Genomic DNA, 18,133 nt, shown 5'->3' on the forward strand with positions numbered 1-18,133 from the left:
CTATTGCAGCAGGGTAGCTTATCGCCTGTTTTCGCTTTGTAAGCTTATTTTATGACCGTGATCTCTTTGACCTCTTCTTTCAAGGAAATTAACACCACTTCACCGAAAACTTGTGTGCCTTCAACCATGTAAGAGTCAATATGATAGGAGGGATCCCTATGGCATACAACAATAATATATTCCTCTGTTGAATGCGGGATCACGATCCGGCATGCTTCTACGCTGCTGTCCTCTGCCAACTCACCAGTATATAGGTAGACTGGAACTTTTTCAACGATAGGAAGGCTTGTTTCTCCAGCACGTAAAGGGTAAAGAACCTGCATCATAGATGTCGTGCCTGATCCAGTCCTCTCGTAGGTCACATATTGGTTAGGCTCCACCAGATTATATTCATGTGAAATAATGCCCTCATGCTGTTCAGCCTTCAATTCAGCAGTCTGGATAGGGATAATGCAAAGATTTGCATCATTCTCATTTGTCGTGCGACAAACACCAGTCTCCTGCGATAAGCGCAATGGCCCCGGAGCAAAATGGAAAAACTGCTTAAACGTATGTTCATTCCGGCTCACAAAGCAATCAACCACAAGCCAAAAATACGGTTTCACAAAGATGATTTTCCGACTAGGATAGACCGGATCATCTAAATGAATATATCCATTGTGAGTCCCGCTAACATAATCATAATTAGGTTCAGAAATCCACTCGCTGCCTGTTCTTGCAGCTATTCTTCCAAATTGCCATGTATCGATAACTTCTGTAAATTCAGTATCATCAACTACCGTTGTATTATGGGAGCTGCACTGTTTAAGCTGCTTCCGCAGCGGCGTATGATCAGAGTAGTTATATCTTCCAAGATCCGTTAACAGCGCCTTACCGTACGCATGAATATCGATATGAAGCATATCAGCGTGTCCATGTCCTCCTCCTAGAGGACCGCAGCGAAAATATAAATATAACGCTTGTTCTTCCCAGCCAGAGCGCATCACATAATGACCTGAATGTTCAAACGCATAAGATTGCTGCGGCGGTATTTGAACAGGGCATTCCTCATAATAGCGAATACCTTCTGGTCCGAAATTCCATGCTTGATCAAAATCGATTCCCTCCCATCCAGCGAACCGAAACATAGGGTCCTTGAATATAATCGCAGCAGCTGTCATAACTGACCGAATATCATTATTATCACTATCACCAAGCATCACCTGTCTATGATCCGGTTTTGCCCAGTAAAGGGAGGCAGTAGCCATCCTTTTTACCGAATTAGTAAAGTTAGCCTCCATAGTCATCTTATTATTTCGCGCAACAATCATAATATCTAGGAAGCAGTTCAGTACCTCATGGTGATAAGTGGGGGATTGCTCCCAATGAATGCCGTCCTTCATCACTTGTAATCGAGACGTTTCTCTAAGCCTCTCAACCGTTAACTGCTGCCATTGAGTTGTTTGCTTAAATTCCGGAACGAATACGGACATTTGGAATAATCCACTCGTTTCAATAACTCCCCAGTTGCTAATATTACTCCATCCTGTAAAGGAAGAAGCTAAATATTGTGCATGCTCATGGAGGGAGACTAACATCTTGGCAAATAGACGCGGCGTCATAGCTGGGCTTTCTATTAAATAAGGCAGCGTTTTGATCCAGTTACTGCAACGCAATCCCGCCTCAATGGAGCGCCATGTTAACGTACTCCTGGTCTGCGCCGAAGGAACAGGATTTCGATCTATCCAATCCTCTAATTGTAAACTAAAGCTATTGGCATATTTCTCATCTCCGGTTAGCTGATAGGCTTGTCCAAGCGCAATCCAGTACCGGTGTCGATTGAGCATGTAAGGCCACTCCACATCACTATCCGGAATGTGATTCCAATCTATTAATCCATCAAAGCTAACAGGAATGCGGGTACGTTCCATATCCCACTGAAAGCGGAATAGGAAAGTTTGCGATACTACATCATCAGCCGTTTGCAGCACTTCCTGTAATTCTTCTGAACAATGTACTTTAACATACTCGCTAACCTCTGGTATTTCTTTCTTATGCACATACATCTTCGGTGAAGTGCGGTCTATAAAATATTGCTTTAACATCGCAAATGCATCATCAAACCGATTGTGAAGGATGACCTTCTTTACCTCTTCTAACCCTTCATAATCCAGATTTAATAGGCTAAATAGGCGCTCTTCATACTGAGATTGGTTATTTACGCTCATACCAATAACCTCCCATACCCTTCTCAAGCCTCATCAGCGCTTCCAGATAGTAATAATCCCCCCAGATCATATAGTCATCTGGTGATATTCCTCCGTGCACATAATACGATCCATGCTTAAGCAGTCCCTCTGCTTCTTCTTCTCCGATCGTCGCGTATCTCTGAACGAGTGAGGTCATCGATTTCTCAAGCTGTTCTTGGAAATAAAGACGTTCAGGGTCTTGTTCCTCCATGAGGGATAGGAGCTCTAATAAACCCGCAGCAACAATCGCAGAAGCCGAGCTATCTCTGAATGTATCTTTCCGAGCAGGAGCGTTAAAGTCCCAGTAGGCAACATGGTCGTCTGGCAAATGTTCAAGGAAATAACGAGCAAGGCGCTTTGAGGCCTCAAGGAATTTGATATCCTTCGTATAGCGATAAGAGAGTGCGAATCCATATACACCCCAAGCTTGTCCCCTTGTCCAAGTTGATCCGTTCGTATAACCTTGATGCGTCGCCCCTCCGATCGGTTCACCCGTTTCCGGATTAAAGAAGAATGTATGATAGGAGCTGTCATCCCCTCTTACTAGGTAACGCCTTGATTTTTCTGCTTGTGTACGAGCTGCCTCCAAATAGGATGGATTTCCTGTCTGTTCGCTCGCCCAATACAACAATGGAAGGTTTAACAGACAATCGATGATAATCCGCCCGCCCTCTTTTGCATCTCCCTTTTGTCCCCACGCTTGAATGTAGCCGCCAGGTTCGCACCACCGGTTCATAAGCAAGTCAGCTGCTTGCAGCGTTAATTGACGAGCTGATTCATCCTTCTCCACGATCCATTGTGCTTTGGAGGAAAGAGAGTATAAAAAACCGATATCATGATGATCTAGCACAACATGGTCTTTCAATCGTTTATGAAAACTTGTAACCGTCTTATCCGCCGCATTCCGAAACCGTTCATCTTGTGAATATTCATAGCATAACCAAAGCATTCCGCTCCAGAAACCATTAGTCCAATCATTATTTTCATTCAATTCATATTTTCCATTACTGCTTACATGAGGGAACTTACCCTCGAATTTCTCTATATTTTTTAGCGTCTTTGCAATAGCATCATCAATAGCCGTTTTCCACACGATGCTAGCCCCCCTTTATTCATCAGTTTATTATTTATGCTCAATCATAACGAAAGAATGATCGTTAAATGAGAATGAATTTTTGATGGAATGTGCACTATTTTGACTTTTTTAAATAACTTCGCACTATCAAATTGACTCTAAATGATAGCCTTACAGGTATTGAGTCTACTCTATTACAAGCTTAATAAGATACATAGCTCCAGGCGGAATCACAAATTGATAGGTACAATCAGTCCATTCCGCTAATATAAGCTTATCTTCCATATCACGAATGTCTAAACGTACATCGCTATAAATAGCAAGCTCCCCGCCTGACTCAGTACGAATCTTAGCTTCCTTTAGCTGTCCATCCAGCCATTCGATATCAACAATGAATCCTCCCCTTGCCCGTAGGCCTGTAATACTGCCAGAGGACCATGTGGAAGGAAGTGCTGGCAGCAGAAAAAGCTCACCACCATGCGATTGCAATAACATCTCTTGAATCGCTGCTGCCCCTCCAAAGTTAGCGTCAATTTGAAATGGCGGATGATCACCGAATAAATTGGGATGAACGGCTTTACGCAATAAATCTCGCAAGCTGTTATGAGCTTGATCACTGTCACCTAATCTCGCCCAGAAATTCGCGATCCAAGCCTGACTCCATCCCGTATGACCGCCGCCATGCGCCAATCTCCTCTCGAGCGTACGCCGAGCTCCTTCTCCTAATTCAGGCATTCGATGTGCAATAATTTGTTCACCCGGATGCAGGGCGAATAAATGTGAAATGTGGCGATGCCCAGGTTCAGCCTCCTCATAATCAATAGCCCATTCCATAATTTGACCATACTGACCAATCTCCGGCTTAGGAAGTTTGCTCCGAGCTTCCATCCATTCCAATCGAATCATTGGATCAAGATCCAGAATTTCTGCTGACTCGATACAGGCGCTAAATAACGCATACAGAATCTGAGAGTCCATCGAAGGGCCAACGCATAATGAACCGATTGTCCCACTTTCTGATACATAACTGTTCTCTGGTGAAAGGGATGGCGCAGTTAAAAGTCTGCCCTTGTCATCTTCGATCAGATAATCGAGGAAAAAAAGTGAAGCCTCCTTCAGCACCGGATATGCTCGTTCACGTAGAAACGATACCTCACCGTTGTATCTGTAATGCTCCCATAAATGAAGGGCAAGCCAAGCACCACCTGATGGCCAGAAAATTGCTGGTGTCCATGCACAAAATATCCCTGTTTCCGCCCACAAATTGGTTACGGAATGGGCTACAAAACCTCTTGCACCATATAATTTACGTGCCGTTTCTCGACCGTTAACTACCAGCCGATCGATCAGATCGAACAGCGGCTCGTGACATTCCGGCAAATTGCCAGCCTCCGCCATCCAGTAATTCATCTGCAAATTAATATTGAGATGGAAATCTGATTCCCACGGAGGTGTAAAGCTCTCATTCCATATTCCTTGTAAATTAGCCGGCAGGCTGCCTGGCCTTGAGCTTGCTATAAGCAAATAACGTCCGTATTGATAGAACAGCGCTTCAAGACCTAGATCTGCATGACCCTGCTGATATTGCAATAGCCGCTCAGAAGTAGGTTTTTGTTCAAGTTCCAGCTTAAGCTCTTCCTCAGCATCAGATCCCAATGATAGTGAGACTCTATCGAATAAATGACTGTGATTCTGAACATGCCTATTTCTAAGCTCTGCATATGGCAATGAAGCAGCCAGCTCCACCTGTTTGAGCGCCTCTTGGCAAGGGTCCGTGCATCGGAACGTGGTCTGTGCCGCTAGTATTAATGTAACTGAACTCGCTTGACGGATGTCTAAATAGTTTCCAACAGTCTGTATTTCGCCTCCATCCACGACCGCCTTTAAAACAGCTGCGTAATGAATGCCATCTGGCCCGCATTGTCCCTTCATCGTTAAGATGCCGTCTACCTCACAGCCAATTATTCCCTCGAATGGCCTTCGACTCAAACGAGCAGTTAAAGTAAGTGCAGCCTGCTGCGAAGCTGTCAGTCGAATGATTAATACTTGGTCTGCTGCACTTGCGTAGACCTCCCGCCGATAATGAATAGGCTCAGCCTTATATTCAGACTTGTATTCAATACAGTTGATGCCGGACTGAAGATCCAACTTTCGCTGATAGTCTGAAGTGTTATGGTGACCTTCCATCTTAATCGTTAAATCACCAAGCGGCTGATATGGGCCAAAATAATGCGGAGCATTGGTCATATTCAACAAAGCTAATCTTTCTGCTTCCTGCGGTTCTCCTTCGAGCAATAAGCTTCTGATTTCATTTAACTTTCCTAGGGATGCTGGATTATCATTCCCTTTCGGCCCTCCATACCAGATTGAATCTTCATTTAATTGAATTCTTTCGGTCTGGATACCGCCGAATACCATACCGCCCAAGCGTCCATTGCCGATTGGAAATGCCTCTGTCCACACATTTGCTGGCCGATTCTCTATTAATCTATAATTGTTAATCCCCATATTTTATCACTCCTGATTACTTCAGTAATCATTCTACTATAGGGTAAACCGTTTCAAATCAAAGGAGCAATACTGACCTCGGACAAGTAATATTTTGACTATCTGAATCTTTCAAGCCGTTCCTTAAAATGCTGATAATGAACTGCACCTATCTGTTATATATAATTTTTATATCTGTTTTGTAACAAATAACATTGAAACAAAGGGTTTTTCCAAGAAATATTCCAATCTGTTATTGCCAAATTTAATTTCTGTATTATATGATTAATTAGGTAACGCGTAACATTTTTTGTTAAATAAAACAGGAGGTGTACATGATGCTCATGAACATGAAAGAGGCTATTCGCCAAGCGCTTGATGTAGCACTCTTAGCTAACGATGAGGTGCTAGTCTTCGGTGAGGATGTTGGTGGAGTTGGCGGTGTTTTTCGAGTGACTGAGGGATTACAGCGTAAGTATGGTGAAGACCGAGTTTTTGATACACCATTAGCTGAATCTGCTATATGCGGAATCGCAGTCGGTTTATGTACACAGGGTTTCAGACCTATCGTAGAAATTCAATTTATCGGTTTTATTTTTGAAGCTATGGATCAAATACTTGTTCAAGCAGCACGGTTAAGATTTCGTTCAGGAGGTCGTTACAATGCCCCTCTTACCGTTCGAATCCCATTTGGCGGCGGAGTCAGAGGTGCGGAAATGCATAATGATTCGCTTGAGGGACTTATGGTTCAAACGCCGGGCCTAAAGGTAGTGGTACCTTCCAATCCTTATGACGCAAAGGGACTTCTGCTATCTGCAATTCGAGATAATGATCCTGTTGTTTTTCTAGAACATCTCAAATTGTATCATCTCTTCCGTGAGGATGTGCCCGAAGGTGATTATATGGTTCCTATTGGCAAGGCCAAACGTGTTAAGGAAGGGAACAACATCACTTTAATAACCTATGGAGGAATGGTTCTGCCTTCGATTCGCGCGGTGGAGGAGATTGAGCATAAGAGAGAGATTACAGTAGAAATTATTGACCTGCGAACCTTAATGCCATTAGATATGGAATTAATTGTAGAGTCGATAACAAAGACAAATCGGGCAGTCGTAGTTCAGGAAGCACAACGCACTTCAGGTATAGCTGCGGAAATCATTGCTCAAATTAATGAAAGAGCCTTGCTCCACCTAGAAGCACCGGTCATGCGTATCACCCCTCCAGATACGGTTTATCCTTTCGGACTCATAGAAGATCAATGGTTACCAACACAAGGAAAAATTGTGGCAGGACTCGAAAAAGTACTAGATTTTTAATAACCCCGTAAAGCCCCCGCTGCCATCCGTTACTTACAACGGTCAGCCATGCGGGGGCTTCTTTTGCTTTTTTATACTGACCTACGCAGTGCATCTGCAGCAGTTGATAGAGAACGCCCGTAATAAGACCTCCATGGCCTTTGCTCTCCTTTCCTGATGTTTTGAAGTCCTTTCTAAGTAACGGGGGACTGGGTGACATTACGCAGGTAAGCCTGCTCATTTTTCTACGAACGTCACTACGTCCTCACTATTAAATAGAATCTGAAACGCAATGATTTGATAGGCTGAGAGCGATTTTTCAAGAGGTAAAATACTAAGACCGGCCAAGCTGAACGAATTTTGTTAAGAAAAACATCATTGTGACGATAAAGCATATAAGAGCCCTTGTTGCATTAATGATCAGTTTTGAAATTATTCTTTTGGTTCCCGTACCTTATAAGCCGCCGTTCCCTGCCTAGGAGCAACCTCTAAAGTGGTAAAAAAAGAGGAAGAAGCCTATGCCTCTTCCCCTTCCTTATTTAGCTCACTATTTTATTCGCAATTGCGGCAAGGTCGGAAATATCGATAACGCCGTTGGTATCCATATCCACGATTCTGATAAGATCCCAATCGGAGCTTTGCGACGTTTTGCCGTAGTTCGCAGCTGCGACCGCCAAATCGCCAACGCTGATCTTGCCGTCGTTATTGCCGTCGCCCGGAATACCTGCCGGTACAGCAGTAACTTTAACACTGACGGAGGAAGCTTCCGCTCTCGTCTCGTTCCCCGCGTCGTCCCCAAGCGTCGCATCCGTCACCGTGATTGTCCCTACAGTTTCCTGCGAAACGGATTTGGCCTTGAAGGTCAGATCGGCAACGTCCACCGTTCCCTTTATGCCATGATCTGCACCTTCGCTGGCTATAATGAGACGCAGCATACCATCACCATTCTTCGCCTCGACGATGCTCAGCCCATCCTGCTCTGATTGAGCCGACAAAAATTCCATTGCATTCGCATCGTAGCTTATACGTATATCTTGCGCGTATGCCTCCTTCGCGATGTTCTTTAATCCGAGCTTAACCGTAAACGGTTTGCCCCCCTCGACAGTGGCCGGACCGCTAAGCGTAGTGTACGGCGACTCTACCAGCACGACCTCAGCAATGCTCACGTCATCGATGTAGCTCTTCTTCGCGGAACCGGATTCCTTCCAGAAGTACATGGTTACTCCCGACGTTTGGCTTCCCGTCGTAAACTCCAGCTCGTACAAGGCATATTCGGCCGACTCTACCGGAATTTGCACGGTTTTATCGCCGGTTGCCGAATCTGTCCATTTCACGCCTAAATGCAGCTTTTGGTCCACGCCTCCCGATTTGGCATATACGCCGATGCGGTACGTCGTATCCGGCGATACGGCAATTTGCTGCTCGATCGAAGCGCCGCCGGCAACTTCTTTAATATAGCCGGCGTAGCTGCCACCATGCGCGTTGCCGTCATTCAGAATGCCTGCGTTCCATTGCCACTGCCACGGATTCGAATTCGCATGCTGGGCCGTATTCTCAAAATTCCCGTTTCTAATTTCGGCTTGCGGTTTCGGAAGGACCGGCTCGAACGGATCGACATGAGGATACTGCACCGCTTCATATTCATGTACGCCTACGTCGGGCATACCGTTATAAATCGGGTTGCCGTAGTCGTCGCGCGTTCCCGGATTATGCTTGACACCGATGAAGCGACCCGCGTTAATCATCGGGGAGCCTGCAGACAGCTTATAACCTTTCAGCTCGGCCCAGCTGACTTGCTCGGGAATGATCGGGCCGATTTTGTTCAGTACCGTGCCGGCTTTGCCCGGATCGGCGAGCTTAGGATCTCCCGTCAACATAAACGGATCGGGAATTTGCTCCTTTGTTGGTACATTGTTGCCGAAGAATGCGTTATTGTGATAGGTCCAGGTCGGTTTGGCCGTGTATCTACCCGTTCCGTGATTAATGAAAATATTGTTGAACAGGGACACGTCTACACCGCCGCCTTGGCCGACGAGCATGTTCGTGTTCATGCCTTCTTTCACATAGAACACATTGTTGTATACTTTGATGTTCTCAACATTGCTACCGCCGCAAATCGTGAACGTTTGGTACTTATCGTTCTGGCTGATGTTGTAGCGGTAAATCCCGTCCTTCACTCGGCCGCCCCTGCCGTCCGCGCAGACGAGCAACGTCCCGCCGTCGTTGTTGTATGTATAGTTATATTGATAAATAATGCCTTGCGTGGCATGGTCGAAGTCGAAAGGCTGTCCGTCTCTCGTCGAATAACCGCCAGTCACTTCATTAAACTGATACAGCGTATTGTCGCCGTCCCATGTCCACATGCCGGCGTTGTAGCCTATCGAAGTGCGGTTATACCCGTCCAGGAAGTTGTATTCGACCAAAGCACCGTCGGTCATATGCGGCACGATGCCGTCACCGCCGATGTTGTACAGCTTGTTGCCTTGAATGACGACGTTCGTGACCGGTGTCCACGGCGTGAGCGAGCTTTCCCCATAATCCAAGCCGTCCCCAAGCAACGGCCTGTTCTTCCAATCGTTCCAGATCATAATGCCGGAACGCGAGACGTCTCTTACCTCATTTCCAATAATTCGGACATCGTCGAACGTCGTGCGCTGATGGACCAAACCCGCTGCCGGAACGCCATTTACCAAGCCGGCAATTCTGACACTTACTTGAATGCCCGAGCTTCCGTTTACGTCTTTCTTATCCTCGCCGTTCACGTCATGGACGTACAGATCATGGATATAGATGCCGCGCAGCGTTTTCGTTTCCGCAATATTCGTTACGCTGCCTTTCTCGAAGTCCTCTCCCGACACGAGCACGCCTCGCCGAGGCGAAGTGGCAGGCGCGGTGCCTTTATTCGTAATTTCCAAATGGCCGATTTCCCAATATTGCTGGTTGTATAGGAAAACGGCATTCTCCACTAAGCCTTTGCCTTCGATTAATGGCCTGTCGCCTTCGCCGTATTTGCCGATGACGATATATTTGCCTTCCGATCCCGAGCCTTTGGGACTCAGCGATCCCGTCCATTTGCCCCCAGCTTTGAACAAGATCCGGTCGCCCGGCAAGAAGGTCGTCGCATTCACTTTGTCCAGCGATTTCCATGCTTGGCCTTCGCTCCTGCCGTCATCCACATCCGAGCCGTTTAGATTATCAATGTAATAGGTTGTCACACTAGTTTCGGCATCCGCCGCGACTATCGGAATGCCAGACAGTAGCAAAAGAAAAACGAGGCCCAGCATCATCACTTTTGATTTCATCCTAAACACGTTTATTTCCTCCTCATGTTTCGTTCATATCATACATTTCCATCCGTCACCGTTATGAAGTAAACGTACTCTTCCTTCAGATCCTCCTCTTCTAGATTACAAGCCTGCTAGTAGCCGCTTGAGCACGACGGCTGATTCGGCGCGCGTTGTATGTCCCTTGGGAGCAAACACCGAAGCCGATCTGCCTTTCATCAGCTTCGCTTCCACGGCTAAGGATAAGGACGACCTCGCCCATCCGCTGATGGAACCGTCATCGGAGTACGAAGGCAGCTTTCCTTCCTTCAACGTTTCCGGCTTCACGCCAAGAAAGTAAGCTTTCGCCCGAACAAGCATAACCGCCCGCCATCTCCTCTTTAAACGATTCGGTGGAGGCTCCGCTAACGATACCAGCTGCGCAAGCTTTTTTTTACCGCATCCTCGTACCATGCTCCTTTTTTCACGTCCTTGAACGGATTGCCGGAGCCCTCCTTGAGTTTAAGCGCACCCGCAAGCATCATCGCGAATTGCGCTCTCGTCACCTCGTTGTTCGGCGCGAACCTGTCCATGCTCATGCCGGAAACGACACCGCGGTCCACCATCTCCATGATGTCGGCCTTCGCCCAATGTCCGGAAATATCTGCGAACAGCTTCATAAACGATGTCGCGCGATTCGGGGAGATCGTCTGGCTCTTCAAATTCTGATCGACGATTTTCATGCCCGTCCACTTCACCTGGAAAGTGCCCGCCTTTTTGGCCTTGAACGTCAGCTTCGTAATGTCCAGTTTCCCTTTCTCCCCTTTGACCTTTCCGATCTTGGTGTGTGCGAACGTTATTTCCCCGTTTTTCACGATCGGAGACACAGAGAATCCTTCGATGTCTGTCTCCGCTTTGACCAGCTCCAGCCTCTCAGGGTCAAAGGTCAGCTTCGCCTCGTACGCGTACAAATCCTCGATTTTCTCTCCGGACAACATGATTGTGAACTGACTATTGGACGACTCCACCGTCGACGCTTTGAGCTTAAAATCCGAGGCGCTTTGCGCGGAGGCTGGAGTTAACCACATCATCGAGCAGATGGAAACCGCCAATCCATACATCATAAATTTTCGTTTCATCGTCTTCGTCCTTTTCGAGTTAGTCCAATCACTCTGACCCGTTCTCCAGACAAAAAAAGATACAATTTGTAGCATGAACTTTATCATTAGACAAAACAAAAAAATATTTTCCGTTTAAGTCCTCCTATTTTTTTTACGGATATCATGTCCGCTCCCCCATTGTAATCGCTTTCTTTTAGGACCTCCATTAAAAATATTGACATAAACATTCACTATTTTTACATTCGAACCACGATCAAAGGGATGCTGCAAAATTGATAAGATCGTTCCCCGCTTTCCTATACAAAGGGGAGAACGATCCTCTCAAAGAACAGGCTTGCTATCTGCAGCTTAATCCGAACTTAACCTGTAATAAGTCGTGCGATTTCTGCAAGATCTTCAATATCGATTTTACCGTCCTTATTAACGTCCGCTTTCGCGTTCAAATTTGGATCAGTCAAGACTTTTCCGTAACTCGCCGCTACGATACCCAAGTCGCCGATGCTAACTTTGCCATCTCCGTTCAAGTCACCATACGTAACGTCTGTACCGGCTTCTACTTCAACCTCTAAGGAATCCGTTTCTGCAGCAAACTCTGTGCCGTCGGCGTTTGCGAAAGTGAACGATTTGACCCCAATCTTGCCGCTCTTCTCCACATCCTTGGCGACGAATTGAAGTTCAATTATGGACGCATCCCCTTGTATGCCATGCTGGGCCCCTTCGGCCGCCGCCAATATGCGTACCTGTCCCGGAACATCGCTGACTGCCTTCACGATGTTTAAGCCCGAGAGGAGCGATTCAGCCTTCACAAACTCGAACGCGTCGGAATCGTATTCAATAACAATGTCTTGCGCATAAGTTGCCGTCTCTATGTTCTCCATGCCGAGCTCTATCGCAAATGCTTGACCTTTCTCCACTTTATCCGGTCCGTTCAGCACTGCGCTTTCGCCCTCGACAACAACATCCTCTTTGTAGCTGTCGTTGTCGGTAAGTCTCATCTTAACCGTATTGTTGTAAACCGAAGGAACAGTAATATACGTTTCATAATTGCCCCAATCCAAGTCATCGTAGGCCCACTGGTTATTGATCATCATCGCGATACTTTTTGTATCATCGCTAATAGGCATAAACGCGTCCACGACAACAAAATCGCTTTTCACAACAACTTTGATCGTATGTTCGCCGTTTGAAAGCCCTGTTTTTTTATACAGCGATTGCTGGTAGTTTTTGCTTGCCGCATTCAGGTTCAAATCCTCTTCAACCAAAGCTCCGTCAAGGTAGATGTCGATCGTACCCAAATTTTTGTTCTTAGGCCCAATGAAACTTATGCCCGTTCCCGTAAACTTGTATTCAGCGTATGCGCCTGCCGAATTGCTGAATGTTTCCGTGCCTCCGTAATCTCCTCCATCGTTATAATTTGACCATGTTCCACTATAAGTGATGGAAGCATCCCTATCGTCAATAATTTTTTTGTTGATTTCCATCCTCACGGCAGCCGTACCGTCGGATTCGGCCCTTAATCGGCTATTGGAGTCAGATAGAACGGCGGAAGCGTAATAAATATATTCCTTCTGGCTTCTGAAATCATTTGTTCCGCGACCGCCCAAATCGTCGCTTCCGTAGAGGAAGAAGTCCTTCATGTCCTCCGACCAGGACCAGTCTGGTTTGACCCTGTACGTGTCGTCGTTCCCGCTTACTTTTTTGGCGATTCCCGTCGTTCTTCCGATATGGTCGGACGGATAAGCTGACCATAAGCCCTTCCGATCCCAGCTCAATCGATCGACTGACTTCGATACGTCATAGATAACGCCAGTTTCTTTGGCCCCCGCTATCGGATTCGTAATTTTGTACCCGGTCGTCATAAGTCCCGCGCCATCTATCTTGATCGAGAAAGTGACGCCCATGGTGCCGTATGCTCCGGAAATGTCGACAACCGCCTCAATTCCTTGCATCGTATGGCTGATGTCGGAAAGCGTCCAATTCGGTAGAGCTACCGGAGCCAGATTGATTCTTGGTCCACCTACGATTACGGTTTCTTCGTTGTAGGATCCGCTGCTTATTTGACCCGATGTTTTGTTAAGGTGGATGAAATCCTGCGAATACACGAGCTTGCGTGAGTAAATCAAATTATACCGAGGGAGCGTAATAAAGGGTTTTCTTTGGATGGGTCAGGGCACGTTATTATCACTGAGTCTGCAATCTCAGCTAAATGATCCGGTGAAACTTTTTCTGCAGACCGATTATGCACACTTAAAATGTAATGCCACCTTACTTTTCACTTGTTAGCTGATGGACATCATGATCTTCAAGCAATTCACAACTTTCCTTTTCTCGAAACTTAATCAAAGTCGGGATATGTGGACGATTGGCAAAATGATGTTCATCCATACTGCTTAGCTGACGCATCCGAATGAATCGAGCGAAGCAGCTGCTCGGAAACAGATGCCATAAGATTTCGCAGGTAGCGGAGCAGGTCGGCTTCCAGGACGAAAAATATTTCAGCAAGGAGTTCAAAAAATGGACCAACTGCACGCCGAACGACTATCGCAAAGGGCATTACGGAGAATAAACAAATGCCGCCCGCCTTCTATCATTCGATAGAAGGCAGGCGGCATTTTTATGACGTCGCAGGCTCTTATAGTGCCAACTTGTCCGCGATCATCTGCAGAATAACAAGAACATCTCTTGTATCGATCACAATGTCGCCGTTCATATCGGCGGCTGCACGCTTGGTTTCATTCTCTTCGCTTGGCGCTGCCACAATCAGCTTCAGAATGGCCGATGCGTCGAGCAGATCGATTTTGTTATCGCCGTTCACATCCCCTAGAGTGACGCTGGCGATCGTAATCGTTGCATCCTTTGTCTGAATCGGCGCGTATGTCAGCTCACCTGCAGCACCTTCTATTACGGCCTGTACATTGGCGAAAGAAATCGTCGTCTCTTCCTTCGCTGAGATATCCGCCTTGGCTCGGAACACAAGATTAGCGATAACCGCGTTCTCATCGGTTCCTACCGCCGATGCCGACACGCCGGCAAAGCTTACTTTGCCTGGAGTAGACGCATTATGAGCGCTAGTTTCCTTGAAGGCGGAAAATTCGAATTTTTCAAGCGTCAGCAAATCTTGGTCATAGTTCACGACGCCTTCGATTCCCGTCATGTCAGACGCGTTGCTTACCGTAACCGGAACGGTGAAGACGCTGCCTTTGGCTACGGTCTGATCGGCTGCCACAAGCTTCAAGGCATCCGGGTTCGGGTTCGTCCCTCCGTCCTCATTCAGGTTTAGCTCCATCGAAAATTGGTTTTTGTCACGGAACAGCTTGTCTTTGGTTACGGAATACCAATTCACCTCTACATCGTTGCTGCCTTCTTTGAACGTCATGAGCATGACCATACCAAGGTCTTTAGGCTCCATGAACTGGGCATCCACCAGTATTTGCTGAACCGAGTTACCGTGCTGGCCGATATCTTCTTTGACAACCAAATCTGGATAGCCGATATGTCCAGAAACGACCAGCACGATATTATCATGTTTGCTTACGAATTCGTTCCACATTTCATCGCCGTTATTGGCGCCAGGCATATAGGCGCCCGGATCATCCATATGTTTGGAGGACTGGTGTTCTCCGGTGTGATACATGTAAGCATGCGTCGTGACAATGATTTTCTTGTCCCGATTATTGTCCGCCAGTTGGTTGGCCCAAGCCAGCACGTCATCGATCGGTCCGTATTCCAAAGCGATGACCATATACTCCACGCCGCCAATGTCGAAGTAATGGTATGTATTGTCCATCTTGCCTTCCACGTACGCCCCGCCGAAAGTGGATGCCTTGGAATACTTGCTGAACGGGAAATATTGATTATAGCTTGTCGTAATGCGGTCTGGCTGATTGTTGTAATCATGGTTGCCCGGCGGCGCTACGTAAGGAATGACGCCGTCTAAGTATGAATACGCTTCGGAGGCAGCCGTCCATTCCGCGTTGCTCGACGGCGTATCGACGATATCACCGACGCCCATCGCCAGCTTGATATTCATATCGTCTGCGTGTTCCTTCAGCCAAGACATATAATTTTTCAGCTTGTCCGGGTGTAACCGCGCCATATATTGCGTGTCAGGAATAACGGCGATCGTATAATCGCCTTCCGCGAAATTCGGTTCAAGCCAGTTGGACGTCTCTTCGTCATAAAGAATGCCATCGTTTTTATTGGCGGAGAGGTCCGGGTACACGTCGTTTACCGCTTGATTCAGCTTCCAGTTCCCCATCAGCCCCGCTTCATTCCCTTGCAACGAAGCGTTGTAATTCGCTTTGATCTCCTCGTCCGTTCTGACCGTGGACCATACACGAACATCGGCGAGTTGGCCATGGAATGCCATCTCCGGCTTGCCGTCGGCGGTATACCCTCGGTAATCGGAACCGATTTTCATCTCGGTAACGGGGATGGCGTTCGGAATCGGAGACGGGATATACTGCTCATTGATTTTTTTGCCGTTGATATAAGCAGTCGCGATCTGGTCCGCATCATCCAATACCATGGCGATATGAATCCAGTCCCCGACCTTAACATTCACATTCGCCACATAACTGATTTCATAATCCGCGCTGGCTTTCCAATAGAGTCTTGGTTTGCCGTTACTGCCGATTTCAAAGTTGAATCGGGATATATCGCCGTAGTAGTTATTAAAGAAATTTCCGAGTATCGTGCCTACCTGCTTATTGTTCGGCGCATCGACAGGCACATTCACCCAAGCTTCAACCGTACGAGGCGCACCTTTCAGACGCTCCTTTGCCGCAATTTCCACCTGGCCGTCGGTGAAATCGGTGCCGGTGCCTGTAAATTCGCTCACATAAGGTTGTTCGATCTCGTAGACTCCCTGGAATCCGTTAGCCGTTGCATTGATTTGGCCGGCTTTATCGTACACGATATTCAGGCCGTTCTGGATGGAGCGGTCCAGCGTCCAAGCATGCTTCAGCCCTTCTTCGTTGCCTTGAATGACCGCATCGGCGTTGTCTTTGATCTCATCCAGTGTGCGAACATCGTTCCACAACCGGACTTCCGCAACTTCTCCTCTCAAGTAGTACAGATTCCTCGTATCGTTGCCGATGCTGTGAAAATTGACTAGAGGAACCTGCTCCGGCAAATTCTGATTCTCGAAAGTTGCAATGACATTGCCGTCTTGAATAACGGTAACGGTTTTGTTCGCAGCGTCTCTCGTCACGGCCAGATGCGTCCATACGCCCGTCGTAATCGCTTGGCCGACTGTCGTCTTATCGGTCGTTACGACTCCATTCACAATTTCTATATACCGGAATTGATTAGCGGTCGTAAGCTCAATGTTAAATGAAGTGCTCGCGCCTCCTTTAAAATTTCCGAACAAAATTTGGCGTACGTTTGGATTCACGTCAAATTTCGCGAGCATTTCGATGGTGGCCGGGATGTTGTCCAGCTTCTTCTGAAGCAGGACGGAGTTCATCTTCTCGTGGTCGAATACCAATCCCTCCATTGCAGCAAGTTCCGCAGCCTGTGCGGGAGAGGCGGTCATAAAGAAACTTTGTATAATCATCATGATGGCTAAGGTGAATGTAAGAGGTAATTTTATTTTTTTCATGCTAATCGTCTATTCTCCCTTTAAGTTAAATTTAGGATAGGTGTAACCAGTTGTCTGCAAACTCTATTATTCAGATCAGGCTATCGTTACCTTGCATACCGAATATTTGCCTTATACCCACTCACCTCTCAAAATGGATCTTGCTTATTATTTCTCGATTATATTGGGATATTGCATTTTAAAGCAATACCAAATGCTTTATTTTACAGTAAATTAATATTTTTATCTTTATTCATTCAAGTAATCTTGCAATAAGTACGAAAAGAACGAGTGTTGAACTCCAGCAATAAAAAAACGGATCCATGCACGCCGATTCGGCGGGACAGATCCGTTTGACCGATGCGGAATGCTTATAGCTCCCCCGCATCTTACGAGTTATTGATCGATTAAGACGTAGTGACCAGCTTATCCGCGATCATCTGCAGAAGCACAAGAACGTCCTGCGTATTGACAGCTTTATCGCCGTTGACGTCCGCCGCCTCAAGCTTAGCTGCATTCTCTTCGCTCGGCTCGGCGACGATCAGCTTCAGGATCAGCGTCGCATCCAAAATATTGATTTGGTTATCGCCGCTCACATCGCCCAAAGTGAAGCTGGTAATCGTAATCGCTGCATCCTTGGCTTGGATCGGCGAGTATGCAGGTTCACCCGCTGCGTCTTCCGTGATCGCTTGAACGTTAGTGAAAGCAATCATCGTCTTCTCATTTGCCGAGAGATCCGCCTTGGCGCGGAACACCAGATTAGCGACAACCGTGTTCTCATCGGTTCCTACCGCCGCTGCCGACACGCCCGCAAAGCTCACTTTGCCCGGCGTAGACGCGTTATGAGCACCTGTTTCCTTGAAAGTGACAAATTCGAATTTCTCAAGCGTAAGCAAGTTTTTGTCGTAATTCACGACGCCTTCGACTCCCGTCATGCCCGATGCATTGCTTACCGTAACCGGAACCGTAAATGTGCTTCCTTTGGTCACCTTCTGGTCGGCTGCCGCTAGCTGCATTTGATCCGGAGTCGTTTCTCCGTCCGATACTTTCAGGTCCATCGAAAACTGGTTTTTAGCACGGAAC

The 18,133-nt window shown here is 46.9% G+C and carries 11 protein-coding genes; 2 read left to right on the top strand and 9 right to left on the bottom strand.

Annotated features, from left to right (window positions below; all coding sequences use genetic code 11):
• Positions 1 to 44: 44 nt before the first annotated feature.
• From AC0YN6_RS26365 to AC0YN6_RS26375, 3 genes are all read right to left on the bottom strand, one after another.
• The gene (locus AC0YN6_RS26365) at positions 45 to 2,207 is read right to left on the bottom strand and encodes an alginate lyase family protein (RefSeq protein ID WP_475750697.1); all 2,163 of its coding nucleotides are present in this window, start codon (positions 2,205 to 2,207) and stop codon (positions 45 to 47) included.
• A complete protein-coding gene (locus AC0YN6_RS26370; protein WP_475750699.1) occupies positions 2,194 to 3,321 on the bottom strand; it encodes a glycoside hydrolase family 88 protein in 1,128 nt (375 codons plus the stop codon). The genes AC0YN6_RS26365 and AC0YN6_RS26370 overlap by 14 nt, the downstream gene beginning before the upstream one ends.
• A gap of 168 nt (positions 3,322 to 3,489) precedes the next feature.
• Complete coding sequence (locus AC0YN6_RS26375; RefSeq protein ID WP_475750700.1) at positions 3,490 to 5,811, bottom strand: glycoside hydrolase family 95 protein; 2,322 nt, start codon at positions 5,809 to 5,811, stop codon at positions 3,490 to 3,492.
• 314 nt (positions 5,812 to 6,125) lie between these two features.
• On the opposite strand from AC0YN6_RS26375, the gene AC0YN6_RS26380 reads away from it, so the two are divergent.
• Complete coding sequence (locus tag AC0YN6_RS26380) at positions 6,126 to 7,106, top strand: alpha-ketoacid dehydrogenase subunit beta (protein WP_475750701.1); 981 nt, start codon at positions 6,126 to 6,128, stop codon at positions 7,104 to 7,106.
• Between the two features lie 518 nt (positions 7,107 to 7,624).
• On the opposite strand, the gene AC0YN6_RS26385 is transcribed toward AC0YN6_RS26380, so the two are convergent.
• The 4 genes from AC0YN6_RS26385 to AC0YN6_RS26400 form a co-directional block, all read right to left on the bottom strand.
• Positions 7,625 to 10,387 (bottom strand): cohesin domain-containing protein, encoded by a 2,763-nt coding sequence (locus AC0YN6_RS26385; protein ID WP_475750720.1) that lies wholly within the window; start codon positions 10,385 to 10,387, stop codon positions 7,625 to 7,627.
• 105 nt (positions 10,388 to 10,492) lie between these two features.
• Entirely contained in the window at positions 10,493 to 10,822 is a 330-nt protein-coding gene (locus AC0YN6_RS26390) for an S-layer homology domain-containing protein (RefSeq protein WP_475750703.1), read from the bottom strand.
• Entirely contained in the window at positions 10,774 to 11,487 is a 714-nt protein-coding gene (locus AC0YN6_RS26395) for an S-layer homology domain-containing protein (protein ID WP_475750705.1), read from the bottom strand. The genes AC0YN6_RS26390 and AC0YN6_RS26395 overlap by 49 nt, the downstream gene beginning before the upstream one ends.
• Before the next feature lie 341 nt (positions 11,488 to 11,828).
• Positions 11,829 to 13,592, bottom strand: coding sequence for a cohesin domain-containing protein (locus AC0YN6_RS26400; protein ID WP_475750707.1), 1,764 nt, complete (start codon positions 13,590 to 13,592; stop codon positions 11,829 to 11,831).
• A 284-nt stretch (positions 13,593 to 13,876) separates the two neighbouring features.
• On the opposite strand from AC0YN6_RS26400, the gene AC0YN6_RS26405 reads away from it, so the two are divergent.
• Entirely contained in the window at positions 13,877 to 14,035 is a 159-nt protein-coding gene (locus AC0YN6_RS26405; protein WP_475750708.1) for a helix-turn-helix domain-containing protein, read from the top strand.
• Positions 14,036 to 14,101: 66 nt separating this feature from the next.
• On the opposite strand, the gene AC0YN6_RS26410 is transcribed toward AC0YN6_RS26405, so the two are convergent.
• A complete protein-coding gene (locus AC0YN6_RS26410; protein ID WP_475750710.1) occupies positions 14,102 to 17,071 on the bottom strand; it encodes a LamG-like jellyroll fold domain-containing protein in 2,970 nt (989 codons plus the stop codon).
• Between the two features lie 386 nt (positions 17,072 to 17,457).
• The coding region (locus AC0YN6_RS26415; protein ID WP_475750712.1) for a cohesin domain-containing protein at positions 17,458 to 18,133 on the bottom strand (676 nt) is incomplete at its 5' end.

The sequence above is a fragment of the Paenibacillus sp. J22P15 genome (assembly GCF_056269345.1).

Bases quoted from the DNA above. Each gene is read 5' to 3' on its own strand.
- AC0YN6_RS26365 (WP_475750697.1), bottom strand. From the start codon at position 2,207: ATGAGCGTAAATAACCAATCTCAGTATGAAGAGCGCCTATTTAGCCTA.
- AC0YN6_RS26375 (WP_475750700.1), bottom strand. From the start codon at position 5,811: ATGGGGATTAACAATTATAGATTAATAGAGAATCGGCCAGCAAATGTG.
- AC0YN6_RS26380 (WP_475750701.1), top strand. From the start codon at position 6,126: ATGATGCTCATGAACATGAAAGAGGCTATTCGCCAAGCGCTTGATGTA.
- AC0YN6_RS26385 (WP_475750720.1), bottom strand. From the start codon at position 10,387: ATGAAATCAAAAGTGATGATGCTGGGCCTCGTTTTTCTTTTGCTACTG.
- AC0YN6_RS26390 (WP_475750703.1), bottom strand. From the start codon at position 10,822: ATGGTACGAGGATGCGGTAAAAAAAAGCTTGCGCAGCTGGTATCGTTA.
- AC0YN6_RS26395 (WP_475750705.1), bottom strand. From the start codon at position 11,487: ATGAAACGAAAATTTATGATGTATGGATTGGCGGTTTCCATCTGCTCG.
- AC0YN6_RS26405 (WP_475750708.1), top strand. From the start codon at position 13,877: ATGAATCGAGCGAAGCAGCTGCTCGGAAACAGATGCCATAAGATTTCG.
- AC0YN6_RS26410 (WP_475750710.1), bottom strand. From the start codon at position 17,071: ATGAAAAAAATAAAATTACCTCTTACATTCACCTTAGCCATCATGATG.